This is a genomic window from Chitinophaga pendula (genome assembly GCF_020386615.1).
In the GTDB taxonomy this organism is placed as follows: Bacteria; Bacteroidota; Bacteroidia; order Chitinophagales; family Chitinophagaceae; genus Chitinophaga; species Chitinophaga pendula.
In genome coordinates this window covers 7,136,793-7,159,345 of the sequence record NZ_CP077769.1, presented here as the reverse complement: position 1 = coordinate 7,159,345, position 22,553 = coordinate 7,136,793, and the positions used below count along the sequence as shown (strand labels likewise).

Below are 22,553 nucleotides of genomic sequence, written 5' to 3'. Positions count from 1 at the left end.
AATGGTAAAATAGCATCATTTTGAGTGATATTGTGTGAGCTACGCCTATGGGCGGCAATTTACTAAGTAATTGGTTAACATCCACTTGCAAAGGAATGGATTAATTGCCAATAGGGCTAGCTTATAGGCTGGTTATACGAATGCTATAGGAATGTTATAGGAGAACTATAGGAGGAAAAACGGCAAGTTGTCGAGCACTGATATTATTTAATCCGGCGGGGTTGCCGTGGGATTGCATGGAGGCGGTATTAAATTAGTTCTTTTTTTGCCAGTAGGAATTGAGTGGTGGAATATGTAATTATAATGGGTGGTTAAATTGTTTTTAATGCCCGGAAATGCTTTCTTTGCCTGCACATTGGCAATATTCAGTTAAATTTGCTATTCCCGGACTGCCAGCTTGGCACCTGATCATAAAAATGCATAATATTTGACCGTATAGCTTATGCTGTCCGGGGATCGGGTCCGGGTGTTATAGTTATCACCGCTACACCAAATTGTTGTGCGGTTTCAGCAAACCGTAATTCGTAATTGATAATACATAATTGAACATGTTAGGTTTTTTAACAAAGCTTTTCGGAGGGCATAAGTCCGACAGAGATATCAGGACGATCCAGCCCATGGTGAAGCAGATAAACGAGGAGTACAGTAAACTGCAGTCCCTGCCTATCGATACGCTCCGCAACAAAACCCAGGAATTTCGTCAGCGTATACAAGCGCATCTTGCTGCTATTGATGCGGAGATAGCTACGCAGCAGCAGCAGGCGGATGATACGGAAGATGTGGCGGTGAAGGAGTCTGTATACCAGGAGATTGATAAGCTAAAGAAAGACCGAGACAAACAAACTGAAGATATTCTTGAGCAGCTGTTACCGGAGGCATTTGCGGTGGTGAAGGAGACGGCTCGCCGGTTGTCGGAGTCGTCGCAGATTACGGCGACGGCTACGGAGCTGGATCGTCAGCTGGCAGTTCGCAAGCCTTACCTGCGTATAGAAGGTGACAAAGTGACGTGGAACAATCGCTGGCAAGCGGCTGGCAATGAGGTGACCTGGAACATGGTGCATTATGATGTGCAGTTGATCGGTGGTACGGTATTGCACCAGGGTAAGATTGCGGAGATGGCAACGGGTGAGGGTAAGACGCTGGTGTCTACCTTACCTGCTTATTTGAACGCGTTGGCCGGGCAGGGTGTTCACATTGTAACGGTGAATGATTACCTGGCTCGACGTGACTCTGAGTGGAACGGACCTTTGTTTGAGTTCCTGGGTATTACGGTGGATTGTATTGATAAGCATCAGCCTAACTCTGCGGAGCGTCGCAATGCTTATTTAGCGGATATCACTTACGGGACGAATAACGAATTTGGTTTTGACTACCTGCGTGACAACATGGTGCATAATCCGGAGGAGATGGTGCAACGTAAGCATCACTATGCGATGGTGGATGAGGTGGACAGTGTGTTGATCGATGATGCGCGTACGCCGTTGATCATTTCGGGTCCTATCCCCCGTGGTGAGGAGCAGGAGTTCCATATTCTGAAGCCGCGTATACAGCGCCTGGTGGATGCGCAGAAGAAGGTGACGCATCAGTACCTGCTGGAAGCTAAGAAGCTGATTGGCGAGGGGAAGGATGATCCGAAGACGGGTGGATTGGCTTTGATGCGTGCATGGCGAGGTCTTCCCAAGAGCAGTGCGTTGATCAAATACCTAAGTGAGCCAGGTATCAAGGTATTGTTACAGAAAGCAGAAAACTACTACCTCGCTGACCAGCAGCGTGAGATGCCGAAGGTGGACGAGGAGTTGTATTTCCATATTGACGAGAAGAATAACAGTGTAGACCTGACTGAAAAGGGTATTGCGCTGATCACACAAGCGGGTGAGGATCCTAACTTCTTCATCATGCCGGATGTGGGTAGCGAGATCGCGGAGATCGAGCGTCAGGTGGGTACTCCGGAGGAGAAGCTACACCGGAAGGATCAGTTATTGCAGGAATTTGCGATCAAGTCGGACCGTATTCACTCTGTGCAGCAGTTGTTGAAAGCGTATACATTGTTTGAGAATGATGTGGAGTATGTGGTGATGGATGGTAAGGTGAAGATCGTGGATGAGCAGACTGGTCGTATTTTGGAGGGCCGTCGTTATTCTGACGGGTTGCACCAGGCGATCGAGGCGAAGGAGAATGTGAAGGTAGAGGCGGCTACGCAGACTTTTGCTACGGTGACTTTGCAGAACTACTTCCGTATGTATCATAAGCTGGCTGGTATGACTGGTACGGCGGTAACGGAAGCCGGTGAGTTCTGGGAGATCTATAAGCTGGATGTGGTGACGATCCCGACCAACCTGCCTATTACGCGTAAGGATGCGGAGGACCTGGTGTACAAGACCAAGCGTGATAAATATAAGGCGGTGATCGAAGAGGTGAAGCAATTGCAGGCACAAGGGCGTCCGGTACTGGTGGGTACTACCTCTGTAGAGGTGTCTGAGTTACTCGGTAAGATGCTGACTTTTGAGAAGATCCCTCACAATGTATTGAATGCGAAGCAGCACGCCCGTGAGGCGCAGATCGTTGCGGAAGCGGGTATGAGCGGTGCGGTGACCATTGCTACCAACATGGCGGGTCGTGGTACGGATATCAAACTCGGGCCTGGTGTGAAAGAAGCGGGTGGTCTTGCGATCATTGGTACGGAGCGTCACGAAAGCCGTCGTGTAGACCGGCAGTTGCGAGGTCGTGCGGGACGTCAGGGAGACCCCGGTAGTTCCCAGTTCTTTGTATCCCTGGAGGATGATCTGATGCGTATGTTCGGTTCTGACCGTATTGCATCGCTGATGGACCGTATGGGTTATAAGGAGGGCGAGGTGATACAGCACAGTATGATCACCCGTTCTATTGAGCGTGCGCAGAAGAAGGTAGAGGAAAATAACTTTGGTATCCGTAAGCGGCTGCTAGAGTATGATGATGTGATGAACAAGCAGCGTACGGTGATCTACAGTAAACGTAACCATGCTTTGTTCGGCGATCGTCTGGCGATCGATATTGACAATGCCTTTTATGATGTAGCGGAGAGTATCATTACTACGCACCGTGAGTCTGGCGATTATGAGGCATTCAAGATGGATGTGATCATGCATTTCTCTGTGGATTCAGATATTGCTCCGGAGGAGCTGGCGAAAGGTGATCTTTCTGCGATGTCTACCCGTCTGTATCACCAGGCGAAGTCGGCTTACGAGCGTAAGGGTGCTGATCTGACGGCTAATACCCTTCCTGTGATCAAACAGATCCAGCAGGAGCAGGGCCATCATATAGAGAACATCTCTATTCCATTTACTGACGGTAAGAAGGGTATCAATGTACTGGCTAACCTGCAGAAGGTGGTAGCGACAGAAGGTAAGGAGACATTACATGCGCTGGAGCGCAGCATTACGCTGGCGTTGATCGATGAGTCCTGGAAGGAGCATCTGCGTGCGATGGATGATCTGAAACAGTCTGTACAGAGTGCGGTATATGAACAAAAAGATCCGTTGTTGATCTATAAGTTCGAGGCCTTCAACCTGTTCAAGCAGATGGACGGTGATACCAGTCGTGAGATCGTATCGTTCCTATGTAAGTCGGGTATACCGGTGAGCCAGGATGAGCGTCAGCAGGAGGAGCAGTTACAGATCCGGGAGGGGCATGAGGAGAAGACGGACATGAGCGGTATGCGTGCCAGTCACCAGGAGTTTGACACAGCGCCTGTAGTGAATAACGGTCATGTTGTACCTGAGGAGGAGCTGGACTTTGGTGCGCAGGCGGAAGCGGTGCGTCAGGACCCGGTACGTGTAGGCCCTAAGGTGGGACGTAACGATCCTTGTCCTTGTGGTAGTGGTAAGAAGTACAAACAATGTCACGGTAAGGACTTATAGTCTTTACGTGTAAGGATAAAAAAAGCGCGGTATCGGATGATACCGCGCTTTTTTATTGGTGAATGTCTGTGATTATATTTTTTTGAACACGACGATGCCGTTGTGTCCACCGAATCCGAAGGTATTGCTCATGGCTACTTTCACTTCTTTTTCGATGGCCTGGCCGGTGAGTATTTGCAAGCCGGCGGGTATTTGCGGATCGAGGTTGGTGGTGTTAATGGTGGGCGGGATGATATTGTTTTCCACAGCTTTTATGCAGGCGATGGCCTCTATGGCGCCGGCGGCGCCGAGGAGGTGTCCTGTCATGGATTTGGTGGCGCTGATGGTGAGGTGTGCAGGAGCGTTGCCGAACAGTTTGGTAACGGCAGCGACTTCGCTCAGGTCGCCAACTGGCGTGGAGGTAGCATGTGTGTTGAGGTAGTCTACTTCTTCTTTGTTGATACCTGCATCTTTAAGCGCGAACACCATGGCCTGATAGGCGCCGAGGCCTTCGGGGTGGGTGGCGGTCATGTGGTAAGCGTCGGCGGTCATGGCGGCGCCTACTACTTCTGCGTAGATGTGGGCGCCTCTGGCTTTGGCATGTTCGTATTCTTCGAGTACGAGTGCGCCGGCGCCTTCCCCCATTACGAAGCCATCTCTATCTACGTCGAAGGGACGGGAAGCGGAGGCGGGGTCATCGTTGCGGGTGGACATGGCTTTCATGGCGCAGAATCCGCCTACGGAGGCTTCTGTGATGGGAGCTTCGGAGCCACCGGTGATGATCACTTTGGCTTTACCCCAGCGGATGTAGTTAAAGGCATCCATGATGGCGGTATTGGAAGTTGCGCAAGCGGAGACGGTAGTATAGTTGATGCCCATGAGGCCGTACCTCATGGAGATCATTCCGGAGGCCATGTTGGCGATGAGTTTTGGTACGAAGAAGGGGCTGAACCTGGGGTTATAGTTGCCCAGGGTATATTCTTTCACTTGTTCTTCAAAGGTTTGCATGCCACCCTGGCCGGTGCCCCAGATGACGCCGGTATCGAATGGGTCCATAGCTTTGAAGTCGAGTCCAGCGTCCTTTACGGCCTGGTCGGTGACAACGAGGGCGTATTGAGTGAATGGATCAGTCCTTTTCAGGTCGTTCCTATCCAGCAAGGTGGTGGCGTCGTATCCTTTCAGTTCGCAGGCGAACTGAGTACGGAACCGGCTTGCATCGAAGCGAGTGATGGTGGCGGCACCGCTTTTGCCTGCTTTCAAGGCATCCCAGTAGGTAGCGACCTCATTGCCGATAGGCGTGAGTGCTCCCATACCGGTTACAACTACTCTTTTCATAGAACTTGTTTACTGTTGATAACTAATGCAGTGAATAATTAAGTCAGATCTTTTATAAGCTGTTGTTTCACCCGGGAGAAGATGTGTTTGCCTACTACTCGTGACAGCTGCAGTGCTGCCAGGAGGTTAGACATGACCATGTAGGCGCGGTCCTGAGCGTCTCCTTGGAAGTGAAAGTAATTGTTTTTCCGGCCATTTTCCAGGCAGTTCGCGACCCAGTCAATGATAATATTACCCATTTCCTTCAGTTTGAGCTGCATTTCCGGGGAAAGGGTGATATAATCCGGGGAGAGGGCGCCCATGAGGCATAAGAGCCCTTCTTCTTTATTCCGGCGGCCGTAGGCATCGATGAACAATCGAAGTTGTTGATCTTCTGGTAATTTAGCCCATTTGCGGCGATTTTCCTCTTGTGCTGCGATGGTTTGATCGATGACGCTGATGCCGAGGGCATCTTTGGTTTGGAAATGATAATGGATGGCGGCATTTTTAACCTGGAGTGGGTCCGCTATATCTTTATAGCTGAACGCATTGTATCCTCTTGAGCGGATCAGTTGGTCGGCCAGTACTATTATCTTATCCTTGGTATCGCTCATCTGCAAACATTCAGGCATCAAAAGTACTTACTTACCAGTAAGTAACCAAATATGATATGATTTGGTGTACTTTCGTTTTTTGAAAAAACCATTCAGAAATGGCAATCAACAGATATATAGATCATACGATATTAAAGCCGACGAGTACCCTGGAGGATATCAAGCAACTCTGTATGGAGGCGGTGGAATACGAATTTGCGGCGGTGTGTGTGCCCCCACCTTTTGTAAAGATGGCAAAGAATTTTCTGCATGCGACGACGACGAAGGTGGCGACGGTGATCGGGTTTCCGTTTGGTTATTCGGCGATAGAGGCGAAGGTAGCGGAGGCGGTGCTGGCGATCGTGGACGGTGCGGACGAGATAGATATGGTGGCGAGCCTGCTCGCTATCCGTAATAATGACTGGGCTTACCTGGAGAAGGAGATTGCGACGATATTACCGATCATCCGGAATAAGCAGAAGGTATTGAAGGTGATCATTGAAAGTGGCATATTATTGGAGGAAGAGATTATTCAGTGTTGTGCGTTGTATGGCAGGTATGGGGTAGATTTTGTAAAGACCTCTACTGGCTATGCGGAGCACGGGGCTACAGTGGAGGCGGTGCGGTTGATGCGGCGGGAGTTGCCGGCGAATATACAGATCAAAGCGTCCGGTGGTATTCGTACCTTTGCTTTTGCGAGTGAGCTGCTGGCGGCCGGGGCGACCAGATTGGGATGCAGTGCGAGTGTAAAGATCATGCAAGAGGCCGGGGTGCAGGGCAATACACCTGCGAAGGAAGGAGATATTTCTAACTATTAAACATACCAATGAAGAAATTATTCGGTCTGTTAGCCTGTCTGCTAATAGGAGGGCTGGCGATGGCACAGGAGCACACGATGGCGATGAATACCAATACGGTGCGGGTTGTCAAGGACAGCCGTATTGATATCCTGATCAAGAAACAGATCTACATCAATACGCTGGCGATTCGTAACCAGCAGGGGTTCCGTGTGCAGGTGATTACGACGAACAAGCGTAATGAAGCTAACGAGGTGAAGGCCCGTGTAATGCAATTGTATCCTGATTACCGTACATACATTGATTATCAGGCGCCTTATTTCAAGGTGCGGGTAGGTGATTTCAAGACGAGGGAAGAAGCGGGCGAGTTGCGTGAGCGGCTGACGGGCTTGTTTCCCGGCGGCGTGTTTGTAGTGCCTGCCATTATCAATGTTTCCCTGAGTAAAGAATCAACGAATGAAGACTCGTATTAAAGACCTGGCGGTGCAATATGCGCCGGAATCTATTGCCATCAGACACCACATACATTCCCATCCCGAATTATCTTTCCAGGAACATGAGACATCGGCATTCATACAGCGTAAGCTGGATGAATACGGTATCCCCTATACGGCTGGTGTGGCCGGTACGGGCATCGTAGCCCTTATCAAGGGTAACCACCCGGATAGCCGGGTGGTAGCGATCCGTGCGGACATTGATGCGTTGCCTATTACGGAGGCCAACGAGGTACCCTATAAATCGCAGCATGCCGGTGTGATGCATGCCTGCGGGCATGATGTACATACGACCTGTGTGCTGGGAGCTGCCCGCATCTTACAGGAGTTAAAAGCGGAGTGGGAAGGTACGGTGAAGGTTATTTTTCAGCCTGGGGAGGAAAAACATCCTGGGGGAGCGAGCCTGATGATACAGGAAGGCGTACTGGATAATCCGCGGCCGGAGAAGATATTGGGTTTGCATGTGCAACCGAATATGGAGACGGGACTGGTCGGTTTCCGTGCCGGGCAGTATATGGCTAGTGCGGATGAGATCTATATTACGATCAGGGGTAAGGGAGGCCATGCTGCGGCGCCCCACCTGACGGTAGATACGATACTGGTGGCCTCTCACCTGGTGGTGAGCTTACAGCAGATCATCAGCCGTAACAACAATCCGTTTACGCCATCGGTATTATCTATCTGTGCATTCAACGGCGGCTATACGACGAATGTGATTCCCAGCGAGGTGAAGTTGATGGGTACGTTCAGAGCGATGGACGAGACCTGGCGGTTCAAGGCGCATGCGTTGATCAAAAAGCAGGCGACGGAGCTGGTGCATGCGATGGGTGCGGATATTGACATTGAGATATTGGTAGGATATCCTTGTTTGTATAATAATGAGACGGTGACGGCGGAAGCGCGTAGTTTGGCAACGGAGTATATGGGAGAAGCTCATGTGGTGGATACGGAGGTGCGTATGGGAGCGGAGGATTTTGCATTTTACAGCCAGATCATCCCGGCATGTTTCTTCCGTTTGGGTACTGGCAATGTGGAGAAGGGTATTACTTCCGGTGTACATACGCCGACCTTTGATGTAGATGAAGGTGCGATTGCGCACGGTATAGGTACGATGGCTTACCTGGCGATGCATATTTGATTCTGGCCTTATAAAAAGATTAAGGGCTGTCTTCCTGTGGGAGACAGCCCTTTTTATATGTAGCCGAATCATCTGTATGCGGGGGATTAAGCGCCCATTTCCGGATAGAGTTCGAACTGGTTCATGAAGGTGTTTACTTCGCCACGGATCCTGGTGATGTTGGTATCGTTGTCTGCATCCATGAGCAGTTCGTCGATCCATTCTACGATCTGGGCCATTTGGTTTTCCTGGAGGCCGCGGGTGGTGATGGCGGGAACACCGATACGTATACCGGAGGTAACGAAAGCGGATTTATCGTCGAAGGGCACCATGTTTTTGTTAACGGTGATGTCTGCTTTAACGAGCGTTTGTTCTGCTTTTTTACCGGAGATATTTTTATTGCGCAGGTCGATGAGCATGAGGTGGTTTTCGGTACCGCCCGATACGATTTGGTATCCTTTGTCGATGAAGGCTTTGGCCATTGCCTGAGCGTTGGTCTGTACTTGTTTGGCGTACTGGGTATATTCGTCGGAGAGGATCTCGAAGAAGGAGATGGCTTTGGCGGCGATCACGTGTTCGAGGGGTCCGCCCTGGATACCTGGGAATACGGCGGTATCGATGAGGGAGCTCATCATGCGGATTTCGCCTTTAGGGGTTTTGAGGCCGAAAGGATTTTCGAAATCTTTGTGCATGAGGATGAGGCCACCACGTGGGCCGCGGAGTGTTTTGTGGGTGGTAGTGGTTACGAAGTGGCAATGTTCGAATGGTGAGTTGAGCAATCCTTTGGCGATGAGGCCGGCGGGGTGAGCGATATCAGCCATTACGAAGGCGCCGATCTGGTCGGCGATGGCGCGGATGCGTTTATAGTCCCAGTCGCGGCTGTAGGCGGAAGCACCACAAATGATTACTTTGGGTTTTTCCTGCAGGGCGATCTGTTCCATTTTATCATATTCGATGAGGCCGGTCTCTTTGTTTACGCCATAGAAGTGGGGTTCATAGAGTTTACCGGAGTAGTTTACAGCAGCGCCATGTGTGAGGTGTCCACCCATGCTGAGATCGAGGCCCAGTATTTTGTCTCCTGGCTGCAGGATAGCAAGCATTACTGCGGCGTTAGCTTGTGCGCCGGAGTGGGGTTGTACGTTGGCATATTCTACACCAAAGATCTCTTTAGCACGATCTATGGCTAATTGTTCACTGAGGTCGACAACTTCACAGCCACCATAATATCTTCTGCCCGGGTATCCTTCTGCGTATTTGTTGGTCATCACATTTCCCATCGCTTGCATTACCTGATAGCTGGTAAAGTTTTCGGAGGCGATCAATTCAATGCCATGGCGCTGACGCTGCAATTCCTGGCGGATAATATCGAATATTTGCTGATCTCTTTGCATGTGCTGTAAAAATTTGACGCAAAAATAAAGGAAAGCGGTATGAAATGCAATGCAGGGATGATTACAATTTTGTGAGGAATAGTAAAAAATCGGTTGCAATGGTCGGTTTATAATTTTGTGTTACCTTCACGCCTCGGGTTTTGTGCCCGGGAATTCGATCTGATATGCGAATCCGTCGTGCAGCGCGGTGACAATAAGCAATCGGCCATTCGGCCAAGCAACACCAAGGGATGGTGTACGAAGTAAGGACGGGATTCTATTTTAAAACAGCAATTACTTCATGAAAGCAATTATACCAGTAGCCGGTGCGGGCACCAAGCTACGACCACATACATATACACAACCGAAAGCGCTCATACCATTAGCCGGCAGAACGATACTAAGTATTATTATTGATCAGTTAGTAGAAGCGGGTATTAAGGAGTTTGTGTTTGTGGTAGGCTACCTGGGAGAGAAGATCCAGCATTATGTGGAGCAAAAGTATCCGGGACTGACCTGTCATTTTGTGCATCAGAACAGTCGGGAAGGTACGGGACATGCGATATTGTTAACGCGTGATATAGTGCAGGAGGATGAGATATTGATCGTATTGGGGGATACTATTTGTGAGTGTAACTTCCGGGAGCTGATCGATTCGCCGGTGTCGTTGTTGGGGGTTAAGAAGGTGGATGATCCCCGTAATTTCGGGGTAGCGGAGCTGAATGGTAACGGGGAGATCACGCGGGTGGTGGAGAAGCCACAGATACCGAAATCTAACCTGGCGCTGGTAGGGTTGTACAAGGTGAAGGAGTCGAAGCAGTTGTATGAATGTCTGCAGCGTAATATAGATCAGCGAATTAAGTCGCATGATGAGTTTCAGCTGACGGATGCGTTGGAGTGTATGATAGAGCACGGGGTGCGGTTCAATTCGTTCAAGGTGAGCAACTGGTTTGATTGCGGTCGTAAGGATACTTTGCTGGAGACGAATGCTATTTTACTGAAGAAGTATAAGTTGGCCAACAATCCGGTGTTGCCCTATGAAAATACGATCATCATCCCGCCGGTAAGTATAGGGGAAGGTTGTAATATTAAGAATTCGATCATAGGACCTAATGTGGCGATCGGCGATAATACGGTGGTGAATTATTCGATTGTGAAGGATTCTATCATTGGTTCGTTCAGTAACTTGTACGAGGTGGTATTGAAGTCGTCGCTGATCGGTAGTGATGCGAATATACGCGGGCTTAGTCAGAGCCTGAATATAGGTGATAATACGGAGATAGACCTGGGATAGACCTAGGATAGTCCGGGGATAGTCCGGGGATAGTCCGGGGATAGTCCGGGGATAGGATATTTTAAAAAGGCACGCCGATCAGAACGGCGTGCCTTTTTAAATTTAGTTCTTTTTAACGGCCCAGCGGAGGGCTTCTTTGAAGGTGATCTTTTTACCATACATGAGGATACCGGTGCGATAGATCTTACCAGCCAGCCAGGTGGTGAGCAGGAATCCGGCTACCAGCAGCAGCATAGACAGTCCCAGTTGCCAGTAGGTGACGGTACCCGGTACGCCGTACGGGAGCCTGGCCATCATGACCATTGGGGAGGTGAACGGGATGATGCTACCCCATACGGCCAGGGGGCTATCCGGATTCTGAACGGAAGTGATCATGATCATGATACCTATGATGATCGGCAATGTGATGGGGAATGTAAGTCCCTGTACGTCGCTGGCATCTTCATTTACGAGGCTGCCTACGGCGGCGAACAATGCGGAGTAAAAGAGATATCCACCCAGGAAATAGAAGATAAAGCAGCTAATGATGAGGGTCCAGTTGACGCTGTCTATGAGGTAGGATACTTTTTCTATGGCTTCTACCATGGCGGAGTTGTTGGCAGCGGCGGTCTGGGCGACATTAGCCTGGCTGGCTGCCTGTAGTACTTCGGGAGAAATAAACAACGGCAGTAGTAGTTGCAATGCAACAATCAGGATGCCCCATATCATGAATTGCAATAGTCCTACGGCAGCGATACCGACGATCTTACCCATCATGAGTTGGAAAGGTTTGACGCTGGACATTACGACCTCTGCGATGCGGCTGACTTTTTCTTCCATGACACCTCTCATTACGGACATACCGAAGATCATGAGGATGATATAGATGATAAAGCCGGATATATATCCTACGATATAGGCGATGGCGGAGTTCCCCTTCTTTTTTTCTTCGCCGCCGGCGCGGAAGTCGATATTTACTTCGGCGCGGGTCTGTTCGAGTTTGTCGTGATCGATGCCGGCTTTTTCCATACGTCTGTCGCGGATGACATCGTTGACGCCGCGGGTGAGTACGCCTTCGATGGTGATGCTTACCTGTCCGCTGCTATAGTAGGCAATACCACTGGGGCGCTCTATGTTAATGCCGGGGATATATAGTACGCCGGCGTAACCATATTCGGGATAATTTGTTTTGAAGGTATCTATACCGGCATGTACGAATTTGAAGTAGAGGCCTTTTTTATCGGCGAGATGGCCGGCGAACAGGCCACTGTCGTCGATGACGGCGATGCGTTTATTTTCTTCGCCTTTGGAGGCGATCAGTATGGGAACGATGATTAAGCCAGCGAAGAAGATAGGGATGAGTATTGTGAGTATGAGAAAGCTTTTTTTTCTGACGCGGGTCAGGAACTCTCGTTTTATAATAAGCCAGATCTTGTCCATGTAAATGATTTTGTAACTACTGTTGAATGATAATGCAACCGGATATTCACTACGCGGTTTGTTGCGTTAGTGTGCTATTCATTTTTTGCACCTGGGTGATGAATACTTCGTTGATGGTAGGGAGTATTTCTTCGAAGAAGGTAATAGGAATATCGTGGTGGATGAAGTGGGCGAGTACATCGTTGGTACGGCTGTCTTCATTGAGTTTTACGGTATAGGAGAGGCCTTCCTGTTTGACGATAGAGAAGTGGTGGGTGGCCATTTGCGCGAAGTTGGGCAAGGTCCCAACATCTATGCGATAGAGATGTTGTTTAAAGCTTTGGCGGATTTCTTTTACGGAGCCATCGAGTATTTTATGGCCCTGATTGACCAGTATGATGTGATCGCATATTTCTTCTACCTGTTCCATGCGGTGGGTGGAGAAGATGATGGTGGTTCCTTTGCGGCACAGGTCGAATATTTCCTCTTTGATGAGGTTGGAATTGATTGGGTCGAGGCCGGAGAAGGGTTCGTCGAGGATGAGCAGTTTGGGTTCGTGGAGGACGGTGGCGATGAACTGTACTTTTTGTTGCATGCCTTTGCTTAGTTCTTCGATCTTTTTGTTGGTCCAGCTACCGATTTCCATTTTATCGAACCAGTATTTTACTTTTTTCTTAGCTTCTATAGAGGAGAGGCCTTTGAGTTGGGCGAGGTAGCGTACTTGTTCGCCTACTTTCATCTTTTTGTACAATCCTCTTTCTTCGGGCATGTATCCGATGTTGCGGGTATCGTTGAGGGCATTGAATGGTCTGCCATCGAACAATATTTCGCCTTCATCGGGATAGAATATGCCGGTGATCATACGTAGCAAGGTGGTTTTGCCGGCGCCATTGGGGCCGAGCAGACCGAATATGCTACCAGCAGGGATGGAGAAGCTGATATCATCCACAGCTTTATGGGTAGCATAATACTTTTTAAGATGTTTGATGTCCAGTAAGTTCATACGCTTAAATTATAAAAACTTAGCGGATGTCTGTTATTGTTTAACAGGAAAGAGGGCTTCTTACGGATGAGTGGTGAGGGCTGGCCTATTGGCGGATAATGGCGGCCGCTATTTTTTCGCCATCCATTGCTGCGGATACGATACCGCCGGCGTATCCGGCGCCTTCGGCGCAGGGGTATAGACCTGTGACCTGGGGGTGCATGAAGGTCTCGGGATGCCTGGGAATGCGTACGGGAGAGGAGGTACGTGATTCTGTGGCGACGAGGACGGCATCTTCGGTATAATATCCTTTCATTTTACGGCCGAAAGCTTTGAATGCGGGAGCCAGCCGTTCGTATACGGCGGGGGGCAGTGCGGTACGCAGGTCTACGCTATTGAGTCCGGGTACGTAGGAGCATTCGGGGAGGGAGTTGGATATTTTACCATTGACGAAGTCGGTCATGCGTTGTGCGGGGGCGACGAAGTGGCCACCACCCACCTGGAAGCACTGTTGTTCTACAGCCTGCTGGAAGTACATGCCGGCGAGGGGTCCATGGTGTGCAAAAGGTGCAAAGTCTGATTCGTCTACGGTTACCACCATGCCGGAATTGGCGAAGGGGTTATTCCGTTTGGAAGGTGACCATCCGTTAACGACCAGTTCTCCCGGGGATGTTGCAGCCGGGGCGATGATGCCGCCGGGGCACATGCAGAAGGAGAAAACGCCGCGACCGTTGACTTGTTCGACGAGGCTGTAGCTGGCGGGCGGGAGGTATTCCCCTCTCAGGGCGCAATGGTATTGTGCGCTATCGATGAGTTGCTGCGGGTGTTCTACTCTGACGCCCAATGCGAACGGTTTAGCTGCTATGGCGATGCCTTTGAGATGCAGGAGCTGGAAGATATCGCGGGCGGAGTGTCCGGTGGCGAGTATTACATGATTGGCCTCGAAGGTGTCTCCTTTTTCGGTGGTTACGCCGGTGACCTTTCCATGCTGGAGGTTGAGATCGGTCATTTTCTGTTCGAAGTGTACTTCACCACCGGCGGCGATGATCTGTTCACGCATGGCGGTGATGATATGCGGTAGTTTGTTGGTACCGATATGCGGGTGTGCTTCGTACAATATTTTTTCGTCGGCGCCGAAGTGAACAAAAATGCTGAGTATACGTTGTATATCTCCTCTTTTACCGGAGCGGGTGTAAAGTTTACCATCGGAGTAGGTGCCTGCGCCACCTTCACCGAAGCAGTAGTTGGAATCGGGGTGTACGATGCCTGTTTTATTGAGGGCGGCGAGGTCACGGCGTCGGGCGCGGACATCTTTACCTCTTTCGAGTACGATAGGTTTGTAGCCATGTTCGATGAGATAAAGTGCGGCAAAGAGGCCGGCGGGGCCGGCGCCGATGATGAGTATTTGTGGTGCTCCGGCTGGGAGGCTATTGTATTGGGGGGAGAGGAGCGTCCGGTGTTGGAAGGGTTCGTTGACGAATACTTCTACGGTGAGGATGAAATAGACTTGTCTTGAACGGGCGTCTATGGACTTTTTGATCAGGTTGTAGCCGGTGATGGCTGTTGGTTTGACACTCAAAGACTGAGCGGCGGCCTTTGTGATGGCGGTATTGCTGGCGGCGTCTGCCGGTAATAATTTGAGCGATATCTGTTGTATCATACAGGTTAGGTATTTATCCTAAAGCCGGGAGATGGAGCGGTGGACCTGACGGTCGAGTCTGTTATTATGTGCTAATGAAAGCGGGTACCTGATTGACACAGGTACCCGCGATAAGCTATGAATATGCTTAGTGATTAGAAAGGGAGGTCGTCGCCGCCGTCCTGGCCACCCATGGGGGCCTGGGAGGTGTTGTAGTCAGGCATACGATCAGTGGTTGCGGCAGCGCCAGCAGCCATTACAGATTCCATGCGCCATGCGTCGAGGTTGGTGATGTAGTTTACTTTACCATCTTTTTCCCAGCGGGTACCTTTGATATTGAAGTATACTTTCACCATTTCGCCTTCGTTGAATTTGTCAACGATGCTGGTGCGATCCTGCACAGATTGGAATTTTATATAGTTATTGATAACCCGACCATTAATATCATCAGATTTTTCAATAACGAACTCCCTGGTCTTAAAGGTTTCGCTACGTTGTACCGTATTGTACTTCACAACCAGCTTTCCGGTAATTTCAAAACTCATATAAACAAATTTAGCAGTTTCAGACCGCCAAAGATAGGGTATTAATGGGACTGGGCGGCAATAAAATTTTTTGTGGTGCTCATAAGAAAAAAGAAGTGAATTTCATCGTGCTCTAACATTTTTTTAAGTGCAGTTACTAACATAGTTTTGCACACGCATTCGGAATTGTTAACATCAGGAAAGTGACACCACCTGTATTTATGGGGTACATCTAACCGTGCAATATTATTTTATCTCTTATGAACACATTTATGGTAAAAGCGTTAATAGTAAACGGAAGGAACTGTGAATCAGAGCTGTTTATTTTACCATTATTGTTTTAGTAAAATGATAATAAAATCAGTCTACTAAACTGGTGTTAATAAGTAGAAAAAAGGTAGAAAAGGACTGTTATCAATAGCATATAAACAAGGGGAGATAAATTTTTTTTTTCAACATTTTCTACAGATATTCGTCGTCCTGTCTGAAAATTTTCTTGCATCCTGCGCTAGAAGATTTAGAATTCGAGAAACAATCCTTAATTCATAAACAACTAATTTTTTTTCACTCAATGAATAAAACTTGCGAACAAGTTTGGGAAAGGTGTCTTAATATAATTAGGGATATTGTGGAATGGCAGCCATTTAAGACCTGGTTTGAACCAATTAAGCCCATAAAACTTGAAAACAATGTTTTAACCATACAAGTTCCCAGTCAATTTTTTTACGAGTACCTGGAGGAGCATTATGTAGGATTATTGGGTAAGACGATCAAGCGTGAATTAGGCAAGGAAGCGCGCTTAGAGTACAGGATAGTAGTGGAGAATGGCACTCCGCATCAACATCCGAAGACAGTGAACATGCCGACACAATTCACCAAGCAGCAAAAGGGCAGTGAAGTAGATTTTCCGCTTACGATACAGAATCCTGTAAAGAATCCGTTTGTTATACCTGGTATAAAGCGTGTACAGATTGATTCGCAGCTGAACCCGAATTACACCTTTGATTCTTACATAGAGGGTGATTCCAACCGAGTAGCGCGAAGAGCTGGTAAAACGGTATCGGAAAAACCCGGAGGTACTTCTTTTAATCCGCTGGTAATATATGGTAGTGTGGGATTGGGTAAAACCCACCTGGCACAGGCTATTGGTAATGAAGTAAAGCGCATACATCAGAACAAGGTGGTGTTGTATGTAAGTGCGGAGAAGTTCATCAATCAGTTTATCGATCACTCGAAGAATAGTATCATTAATGACTTTATACATTTCTATCAGTTGATAGACGTGTTGATTGTAGATGATATACAGTTCTTTGCGCGTGCGGAGAAAACACAGGATGCTTTTTTTGCGATCTTCAACCATTTACATCAATCCGGCAAGCAGCTCATATTAACATCTGATAAACCGCCAAAAGATCTGGACGGTGTACAGGAGCGTTTGCTGAGCAGGTTCCGTTGGGGATTAAGTGCGGACATACAGGTGCCCGACTTTGAGACCCGTATGGAGATACTGGAGATGAAGATGCGGAATGACGGGTTGGAGATGCCTAAAGAGGTGGTGAAGTATGTAGCCTATAATATACAGACCAATGTGCGTGAGTTGGAAGGTGCGTTGATCTCTTTACTGGCGCAATCGTCACTCAACAGAAAAGAGATTGACCTGGAGTTAGCGAAACGTGTATTAAAATCTTTTGTAAAAACTTCTTCGAAAGAGATTACAATCGAGAGCATACAAAAAATGGTGTGTGAGTATTTTGATGTGCCGTATGACAAGTTACTGCAGAAGACGCGTAAGCGTGAGATCGTGCAGGCCAGGCAGATCACGATGTATCTGGCGAAATCATTTACAAAAAATTCCTTGAAGACCATCGGCGAACATTTTGGCGGACGGGATCATACTACGGTGATCCATTCCTGTCAGACGGTAAAAGACCTGATGGATACTGATATCACTTTCAGAGACAGCGTTATTGAGCTGCAACAAAAAGTGCAGTTAGCTGCTATGTAATACTATCCGAACTCCCTATTGCAACCTTATTGAATGCCGGATCGATGATCCGGCATTTTTATTTATTGTCGTTCTGCCCTTTAAAACTTTCTAGTGGTGCTTCTAATGCATTGAGTTTGTGTGATAACAATTTCCTTGAACTTATCAACGCAGTCCCGTTAACATCTCATTAACAAAAACATAACACAGCGATTGCCGGCTAATAGAAAAATACACGCTACCTTGATCTTCGTATAGTCGAAAAACGAGCACAAAAAAGAACAAAGTTTAATAACCCGGCGAACCTGTGAAATGAAAACCCATCATCCACAGCTAAGTTCTTGCCTCCTGTACTTTTATATGTTTGATATCTTTATTGCGAGCAGGCACCTATGTCGACGCAATGTGGTACCGTTAGCCTTCGTGTTACTGAGCACTGCATGCAAAAAAAACGAAACTGTCAACCCTGCACCACCCGGACCCGATCAGTCACGCACCGCATTAACGCTTGACTCATTGTATTTTTACGCGAAGGAGCTGTATCTATGGAACAATCAGTTGCCTACCCAGCAACAATTTAATCCACGGCAGTACTTAGGCGACGGCACTTCAGAGATGGACCAGGTAAAGAAAACCTTGTTTGTACTCAGTCAATTTGCTATTAATCCGGTTACCAGTCAACCGTATGAGCGGCATCCGTCGCAAACCGGTGTAGCGAAGTATTCCACGGTATTAGATTATCTGCAGTCCGGTGGTACGCCTGTGGCTGTGAATACATTAAAAGGCGCCGGAGAATCTTTTGGGTTGGGGCTTGTAGCCATTGGCAGCAATGATATACGTATACAGTATGCGATACGCGGATCGTCGGCGGATAATGCCGGTGTCAGGCGAGGCTTACGTGTTACGAAGGTGAATAGCCGGCCTGTGAGCACTACGGAGAGTTATTATGATTTTGTACAATCTGCCTTTCAGAACAGTGCCGTCGAGTTGATGATAAAGGATGAAGACAGTGGTACGGAGCGTTTGGCTACTTTATATCAAAGTAACTACAGTGCTGATCCGGTACATAAGGATAGCATATTTCGTCTGGGGCAGCGTAACATCGGGTATTTCTCCTTTCACTATTTCAGTCCGGCATCCAATGCCAGGACAGCGCTCTCTCCGATATTCCAGCGTTTTATCAATGCGCAGATCACTGACCTGATCATCGACCTGAGATATAACGGTGGCGGATATCTGAATACCTGTAAGTATATCGCCAATGTGATAGGGCCTGCTGCTTCTGACCGGCGGGTTATGTTCAGCGAGCATTATAATGCGGTGATGCAGCGGGGAGAATCTCCGTTGCTGGCGAAACAGTATATCTATGACGGCAATAATCAGCCGGTGATGCTGGGAGACCGCCTTGCGACGCTGGCTGACATCGATTTCAGTGTAGCCAGCAATACCACTTTTTTTGATCATGAATACGGTTTGCATCAGTTGCGGAAGATATACTTCATTGTAAGTGATAAAACGGCGAGTGCCGCCGAGTTACTGATCAATGTATTAAAGCCCTACATGCCGGTTACCCTGATAGGTGTATCATCCGCAGGTAATACACCGGTGCGTACTTATGGTAAGCCGGTAGGATTCTTTGATATCAGGATAGATCATTACAAGGTATACATGTCGATGTTTCAGGATAAGAATGCGAACAATGAAGGCGATTATTTTGATGGCATGCCAACAGACATATCAAGGCCTGATGATGCGAGATATAATTTCGGAGACACCAGAGATCCTGCATTACGTGCGGCCATTGACGCTATAGCGCCCGGCGCACTGCCTCGTATTGCCAGCCAGGAGCGGTTATCCAGTACTGACAATAATTTTCATGTGAAAGAAATCCCTGTATCTGCTCCTATGTTTAATGGATTAATAAAAGATAATTGGAGATTTTTAAAATAATTGTCAAAAAAACACGTTATATAATCAGCACGTCGATCACTATATGCACCAAGTTTCTATAACAAGATAAAAAGTTATTCCAATTAATGATTCTGTGACGATAAAGCCTGCTAACAAGCATCCCAAGGTGTTATTATTGCATTACAATTAAAACAAACTGTTAGTTTCCCTATTGCGATTGATATCCCAGTATGTAAAATCTGTCGAGATGCGTGAGAGAGCCAGTTTACCCTGAGTGTCTATGAGCATTGTTGTCCCGTTTTTTTTATAACCATCTCATATATTAAACTAGATCTGTATGAACACTAAGGTCCTATTAGCGCTCGGACTGACCGCGAGCGTGCTGTACTCCTGTAAGAAGAATGACAAGGAGACTACCCCTGTTGACCAAGGAAAGCCATTGTCTGCTTTCAGCCATTTGCCCAAGTACCCTAACAAGGTAATTTACTTAACCTCTGGTTCTGATTTCCTGAAGGATCTGAAGAATGCAGACAAGGAGAGTGCCAGCATTATTGGTTCTGAGACGCTTCCTGGTGGTACAAGATGGATTGTTGAGACCAGAGAGCAGGTAGTATTGCCTGACTTTGAGGAGATCATTTATCCTGGTTCTATCATCAAGGGTAGCTCTGTACCCGGAGGTACTTTTGATCCTGTTGTAGGTTATGACAGGAAGCCAATTACTGTTGGTCTGTCACTGGTAGGTAAGAATGTAACTGGTACTATTGCCTGGCCAGCCTGGACTTCTACCATTGATTTTGTTAACAACGCATTGTTGTCTGGCGTATCTGGTAAGCAATTGGCCAGCTTCAGTTTTGACATGCAGCAGATCACTAACTACAATGAGATGAAGTTGACCTTTGGCGCTAACGTGAGTGTAGGTAGCGTATTCAGTGTAGGTATCAACGGTACCTCTATGAAGATCAAGAAGAAATTTGGTTTGACTGCCAAGTTCATTCAGAAGAACTTCACTTTGAACATGGACATTCCACGTGATGGTCAGCTGATCAATGGTACTATTGATCCTGCGTTAATCGGTCAATGGTCTCCTGTGTATGTTAACTCTATCACCTACGGCCGTATGGGTGTTGTGTTGATCGAGTCTGACGACAACTATGAGGAGTTGAGCCTGGCGTTCAAAGCAGCCTTTAACATTGGTGTAGTAAAAGGTGATGTAGGTGTTACGCTGGATCAGAAAGCTATCATCAACCGTGCGAGCATCAAGATCTTCCTGGTGGGTGGTCAAGGTGAGACTGGTGTAAAAACCATCAACGGTTATGATGAGTTCAAGGAGCACATCCTGAAAGGCGGTGAGTTCAGTGCTAATGATCCGGGAGTACCTTTATTCTTCCGTTTGCGTTACCTGAGCGATCACACGCTGTACAAAACAAACTTCAATGTTGATGTTGTTAACTGATGACTATCAGGCTTTGATCATTCAACATGTTTGATGCCTATAAGGCCGCGACGTCTATGATCCTACAGATCATGCGTTGTGGCCTTATGGCTTTATGTGATCACACTTTCAGACCATACCTATCTCTCAAGTACTATAATTTGATCATGAGCACTCACTATAAATTGGTGTTGGGTGTGGCGGCGATATTGCTGGCTACGTCCTGCCAAAAGAAGGAAAAGGAGGCGATGCAAGCGACGCTATCCGGTCAGGCGCTGAATGCTTTCCGTCATCTCCCCAAATATCCGCAGCAAACTATTACTATTGACCTGAAGGATCAGGTTCCCCGTGCACCACAGGTAGATTCGGCTGATTATCTGCGACAGCTGCATGAAGCGCAGCAAATGTCCGGAGATCCGCTGCAACCTTTACCAGTGGGTACACTCGGCTATGTGAACCCGATCAAAGAGTTGATCAACTGGGATGCTGGTTCTTACAGTTGGCAATTTGAGGCCAACGAGCACGTGGTATATTCTGATTATGAGGATCAGATATATCCAGGTGCATTAATTAAGGGGAATTCTGTTGCCAATTTCGCTTTCAATCCCGTGATTGGTTATACACCGAAACCTATTAAGGTCTCTGTCTCCCTGCCGGCGCCGGCCAGCAAGGTAGCGGCGACGATCAACGCGCCATCTTATACCTCTATGGTACAGACGGTCAACAATGTGTTGTTGAATAGTGCATTATCCGGCGGAGGTGCTTCCAAGTTTAATTTTAACACGAAGGAGTTTACTTATTATGATGAGCTAAAGGAGTTTTTTGCCTCCAGCGTGAATACGAATGCTATCTTTTTCAATACCAGCAGTTCGGGTACTACCAATATTAGAAAGATCTCCAAGCGTACCGGGTTAATGGCGAAGTTCATTCAAAAGAACTTCACTATTGACATGGATATTCCTAAAGCGGGAGAGCTGATCGATCTGAATGTAGATCAGCAGATACTGGGTAACTATGCGCCGGTGTATGTGAGCTCTGTGACATATGGGCGTTTAGGTATTATCACGGTGGAGTCGGATGCGGATTTTGAGCAACTGAACCAGGCCTTTAAAAAGGCTTTTGGCATATTGGGCATTGTGAACGGTACTAATACCTTGACGCAGGATGAGATCAACCTGATCAATGCTGCGGATATCAAGGTGTACCTGGTAGGTGGCGACGGAGCGAAGGCGGTACAGACGATCAACGGTTATCAGAACTTTCTGCAATACCTGGGAGGCGGGCAAACTTTTACGCCGCAAACACCTGGGGTACCTATTTCATTCAGCCTGCGGTATCTGAGTGATCATTCTGCCTGTAAAGCACAATTCCAGGTTAATTATGGTCCGATTTCCCGTACTTATGCCCGTTTTGAATATCGTAACCAGACTTACCCAATGAAGTGGGGATATGCACCTGAGCAGAACGGTGTGATCGTTGGTACGATGCCTGATCTATATGCGGATGTTCATCTTGCTTTTTACCAGGATGCCTCCTGTACGATGCCTGTGAAGGCTTACAATTTTGTGAAGTACAATTATCAGCTTCATACACTGACGATAGAGATCATACCGGCGCCGGTATCAGGAGGGGTTACCAATACCTATGATAAAGGTACGCGGCAGAATGATCAAAAGGGTACTTCTATATACATGGGTAATATCCTGATCAATTCACTGGATGAGCATGTAACCAGTAAGGGTGTCGTTACAGAACGTACGAAGATATACAGGACCTATTCCTTGTTGCCGGGAGAGGGTTATATCATTGTCAATAATCCTTAGTTATTA

At 47.8% G+C, this 22,553-nt stretch carries 16 protein-coding genes; 9 read left to right on the top strand and 7 right to left on the bottom strand.

Annotated features, from left to right (window positions below; all coding sequences use genetic code 11):
• The first annotated feature begins 548 nt into the window (after positions 1-548).
• Positions 549-3,896 carry a preprotein translocase subunit SecA gene (gene secA / locus KTO58_RS27050; protein WP_095836414.1) on the top strand — a complete coding sequence of 1,116 codons (3,348 nt, stop codon included), beginning with the start codon at positions 549-551 and terminating at the stop codon, positions 3,894-3,896.
• A 72-nt stretch (positions 3,897-3,968) separates the two neighbouring features.
• Here secA and fabF read toward each other — a convergent pair whose 3' ends face one another.
• Together fabF and KTO58_RS27040 are read right to left on the bottom strand one after the other, a co-directional pair.
• On the bottom strand, positions 3,969-5,210 hold the full coding sequence (gene fabF, locus KTO58_RS27045) for a beta-ketoacyl-ACP synthase II (protein ID WP_095836415.1): 1,242 nt from the start codon (positions 5,208-5,210) through the stop codon (positions 3,969-3,971).
• A 38-nt stretch (positions 5,211-5,248) separates the two neighbouring features.
• Positions 5,249-5,803, bottom strand: coding sequence for a TetR/AcrR family transcriptional regulator (locus KTO58_RS27040; protein ID WP_157752717.1), 555 nt, complete (start codon positions 5,801-5,803; stop codon positions 5,249-5,251).
• A gap of 98 nt (positions 5,804-5,901) precedes the next feature.
• Here KTO58_RS27040 and deoC point away from each other — a divergent pair, with 98 nt between their 5' ends.
• From deoC to KTO58_RS27025, 3 genes are read left to right on the top strand one after another with little or no spacing between them, the layout of a single operon-like run.
• On the top strand, positions 5,902-6,600 hold the full coding sequence (gene deoC, locus KTO58_RS27035; protein WP_095836417.1) for a deoxyribose-phosphate aldolase: 699 nt from the start codon (positions 5,902-5,904) through the stop codon (positions 6,598-6,600).
• Positions 6,601-6,608: 8 nt separating this feature from the next.
• Complete coding sequence (locus KTO58_RS27030) at positions 6,609-7,052, top strand: SPOR domain-containing protein (RefSeq protein WP_095836418.1); 444 nt, start codon at positions 6,609-6,611, stop codon at positions 7,050-7,052.
• Positions 7,036-8,211: a M20 metallopeptidase family protein gene (locus tag KTO58_RS27025; RefSeq protein ID WP_095836419.1), complete on the top strand. Its 1,176-nt coding sequence runs from the start codon at positions 7,036-7,038 to the stop codon at positions 8,209-8,211. Before KTO58_RS27030 ends, KTO58_RS27025 begins: the two co-directional genes overlap by 17 nt.
• Positions 8,212-8,297: 86 nt before the next feature.
• On the opposite strand, the gene glyA is transcribed toward KTO58_RS27025, so the two are convergent.
• Positions 8,298-9,581, bottom strand: a complete 1,284-nt coding sequence (gene glyA / locus KTO58_RS27020; protein WP_095836420.1) for a serine hydroxymethyltransferase — start codon at positions 9,579-9,581, stop codon at positions 8,298-8,300.
• A 280-nt stretch (positions 9,582-9,861) separates the two neighbouring features.
• Here glyA and KTO58_RS27015 point away from each other — a divergent pair, with 280 nt between their 5' ends.
• Positions 9,862-10,854 carry a sugar phosphate nucleotidyltransferase gene (locus tag KTO58_RS27015; protein WP_095836421.1) on the top strand — a complete coding sequence of 331 codons (993 nt, stop codon included), beginning with the start codon at positions 9,862-9,864 and terminating at the stop codon, positions 10,852-10,854.
• A 102-nt stretch (positions 10,855-10,956) separates the two neighbouring features.
• Here the strand turns inward: KTO58_RS27015 and KTO58_RS27010 are convergent, their stop codons facing one another.
• The 4 genes from KTO58_RS27010 to KTO58_RS26995 all read right to left on the bottom strand — a co-directional run bounded on the left by KTO58_RS27010 (position 10,957) and on the right by KTO58_RS26995 (position 15,418).
• Positions 10,957-12,273, bottom strand: coding sequence for an ABC transporter permease (locus KTO58_RS27010; RefSeq protein WP_095836422.1), 1,317 nt, complete (start codon positions 12,271-12,273; stop codon positions 10,957-10,959).
• A gap of 49 nt (positions 12,274-12,322) precedes the next feature.
• Positions 12,323-13,255, bottom strand: a complete 933-nt coding sequence (locus KTO58_RS27005) for an ABC transporter ATP-binding protein (RefSeq protein WP_095836423.1) — start codon at positions 13,253-13,255, stop codon at positions 12,323-12,325.
• A gap of 85 nt (positions 13,256-13,340) precedes the next feature.
• The gene (locus KTO58_RS27000) at positions 13,341-14,894 is read right to left on the bottom strand and encodes an NAD(P)/FAD-dependent oxidoreductase (RefSeq protein ID WP_095836424.1); all 1,554 of its coding nucleotides are present in this window, start codon (positions 14,892-14,894) and stop codon (positions 13,341-13,343) included.
• A 134-nt stretch (positions 14,895-15,028) separates the two neighbouring features.
• Entirely contained in the window at positions 15,029-15,418 is a 390-nt protein-coding gene (locus KTO58_RS26995; RefSeq protein ID WP_095836425.1) for a DUF3127 domain-containing protein, read from the bottom strand.
• A 550-nt stretch (positions 15,419-15,968) separates the two neighbouring features.
• Here KTO58_RS26995 and dnaA point away from each other — a divergent pair.
• From dnaA to KTO58_RS26975, 4 genes are all read left to right on the top strand, one after another.
• Entirely contained in the window at positions 15,969-17,402 is a 1,434-nt protein-coding gene (gene dnaA, locus KTO58_RS26990; protein WP_095836426.1) for a chromosomal replication initiator protein DnaA, read from the top strand.
• Positions 17,403-17,693: 291 nt separating this feature from the next.
• Positions 17,694-19,331, top strand: a complete 1,638-nt coding sequence (locus KTO58_RS26985; protein ID WP_095836427.1) for a S41 family peptidase — start codon at positions 17,694-17,696, stop codon at positions 19,329-19,331.
• A gap of 298 nt (positions 19,332-19,629) precedes the next feature.
• Positions 19,630-20,745, top strand: coding sequence for a thiol-activated cytolysin family protein (locus KTO58_RS26980; RefSeq protein WP_095836428.1), 1,116 nt, complete (start codon positions 19,630-19,632; stop codon positions 20,743-20,745).
• A 146-nt stretch (positions 20,746-20,891) separates the two neighbouring features.
• Positions 20,892-22,547 (top strand): thiol-activated cytolysin family protein, encoded by a 1,656-nt coding sequence (locus tag KTO58_RS26975; protein WP_157752719.1) that lies wholly within the window; start codon positions 20,892-20,894, stop codon positions 22,545-22,547.
• Positions 22,548-22,553: the final 6 nt, after the last annotated feature.

What these genes read in the sequence shown, in the direction of transcription:
- glyA (WP_095836420.1), bottom strand. Translation starts at nt 9,581, where the DNA reads ATGCAAAGAGATCAGCAAATATTCGATATTATCCGCCAGGAATTGCAG.
- KTO58_RS27000 (WP_095836424.1), bottom strand. Translation starts at nt 14,894, where the DNA reads ATGATACAACAGATATCGCTCAAATTATTACCGGCAGACGCCGCCAGC.
- secA (WP_095836414.1), top strand. Translation starts at nt 549, where the DNA reads ATGTTAGGTTTTTTAACAAAGCTTTTCGGAGGGCATAAGTCCGACAGA.
- KTO58_RS26975 (WP_157752719.1), top strand. Translation starts at nt 20,892, where the DNA reads ATGAGCACTCACTATAAATTGGTGTTGGGTGTGGCGGCGATATTGCTG.
- KTO58_RS27005 (WP_095836423.1), bottom strand. Translation starts at nt 13,255, where the DNA reads ATGAACTTACTGGACATCAAACATCTTAAAAAGTATTATGCTACCCAT.
- KTO58_RS26980 (WP_095836428.1), top strand. Translation starts at nt 19,630, where the DNA reads ATGAACACTAAGGTCCTATTAGCGCTCGGACTGACCGCGAGCGTGCTG.
- dnaA (WP_095836426.1), top strand. Translation starts at nt 15,969, where the DNA reads ATGAATAAAACTTGCGAACAAGTTTGGGAAAGGTGTCTTAATATAATT.
- fabF (WP_095836415.1), bottom strand. Translation starts at nt 5,210, where the DNA reads ATGAAAAGAGTAGTTGTAACCGGTATGGGAGCACTCACGCCTATCGGC.
- KTO58_RS27040 (WP_157752717.1), bottom strand. Translation starts at nt 5,803, where the DNA reads ATGAGCGATACCAAGGATAAGATAATAGTACTGGCCGACCAACTGATC.
- KTO58_RS26985 (WP_095836427.1), top strand. Translation starts at nt 17,694, where the DNA reads ATGAAAACCCATCATCCACAGCTAAGTTCTTGCCTCCTGTACTTTTAT.
- deoC (WP_095836417.1), top strand. Translation starts at nt 5,902, where the DNA reads ATGGCAATCAACAGATATATAGATCATACGATATTAAAGCCGACGAGT.
- KTO58_RS27010 (WP_095836422.1), bottom strand. Translation starts at nt 12,273, where the DNA reads ATGGACAAGATCTGGCTTATTATAAAACGAGAGTTCCTGACCCGCGTC.
- KTO58_RS27015 (WP_095836421.1), top strand. Translation starts at nt 9,862, where the DNA reads ATGAAAGCAATTATACCAGTAGCCGGTGCGGGCACCAAGCTACGACCA.
- KTO58_RS27030 (WP_095836418.1), top strand. Translation starts at nt 6,609, where the DNA reads ATGAAGAAATTATTCGGTCTGTTAGCCTGTCTGCTAATAGGAGGGCTG.
- KTO58_RS26995 (WP_095836425.1), bottom strand. Translation starts at nt 15,418, where the DNA reads ATGAGTTTTGAAATTACCGGAAAGCTGGTTGTGAAGTACAATACGGTA.
- KTO58_RS27025 (WP_095836419.1), top strand. Translation starts at nt 7,036, where the DNA reads ATGAAGACTCGTATTAAAGACCTGGCGGTGCAATATGCGCCGGAATCT.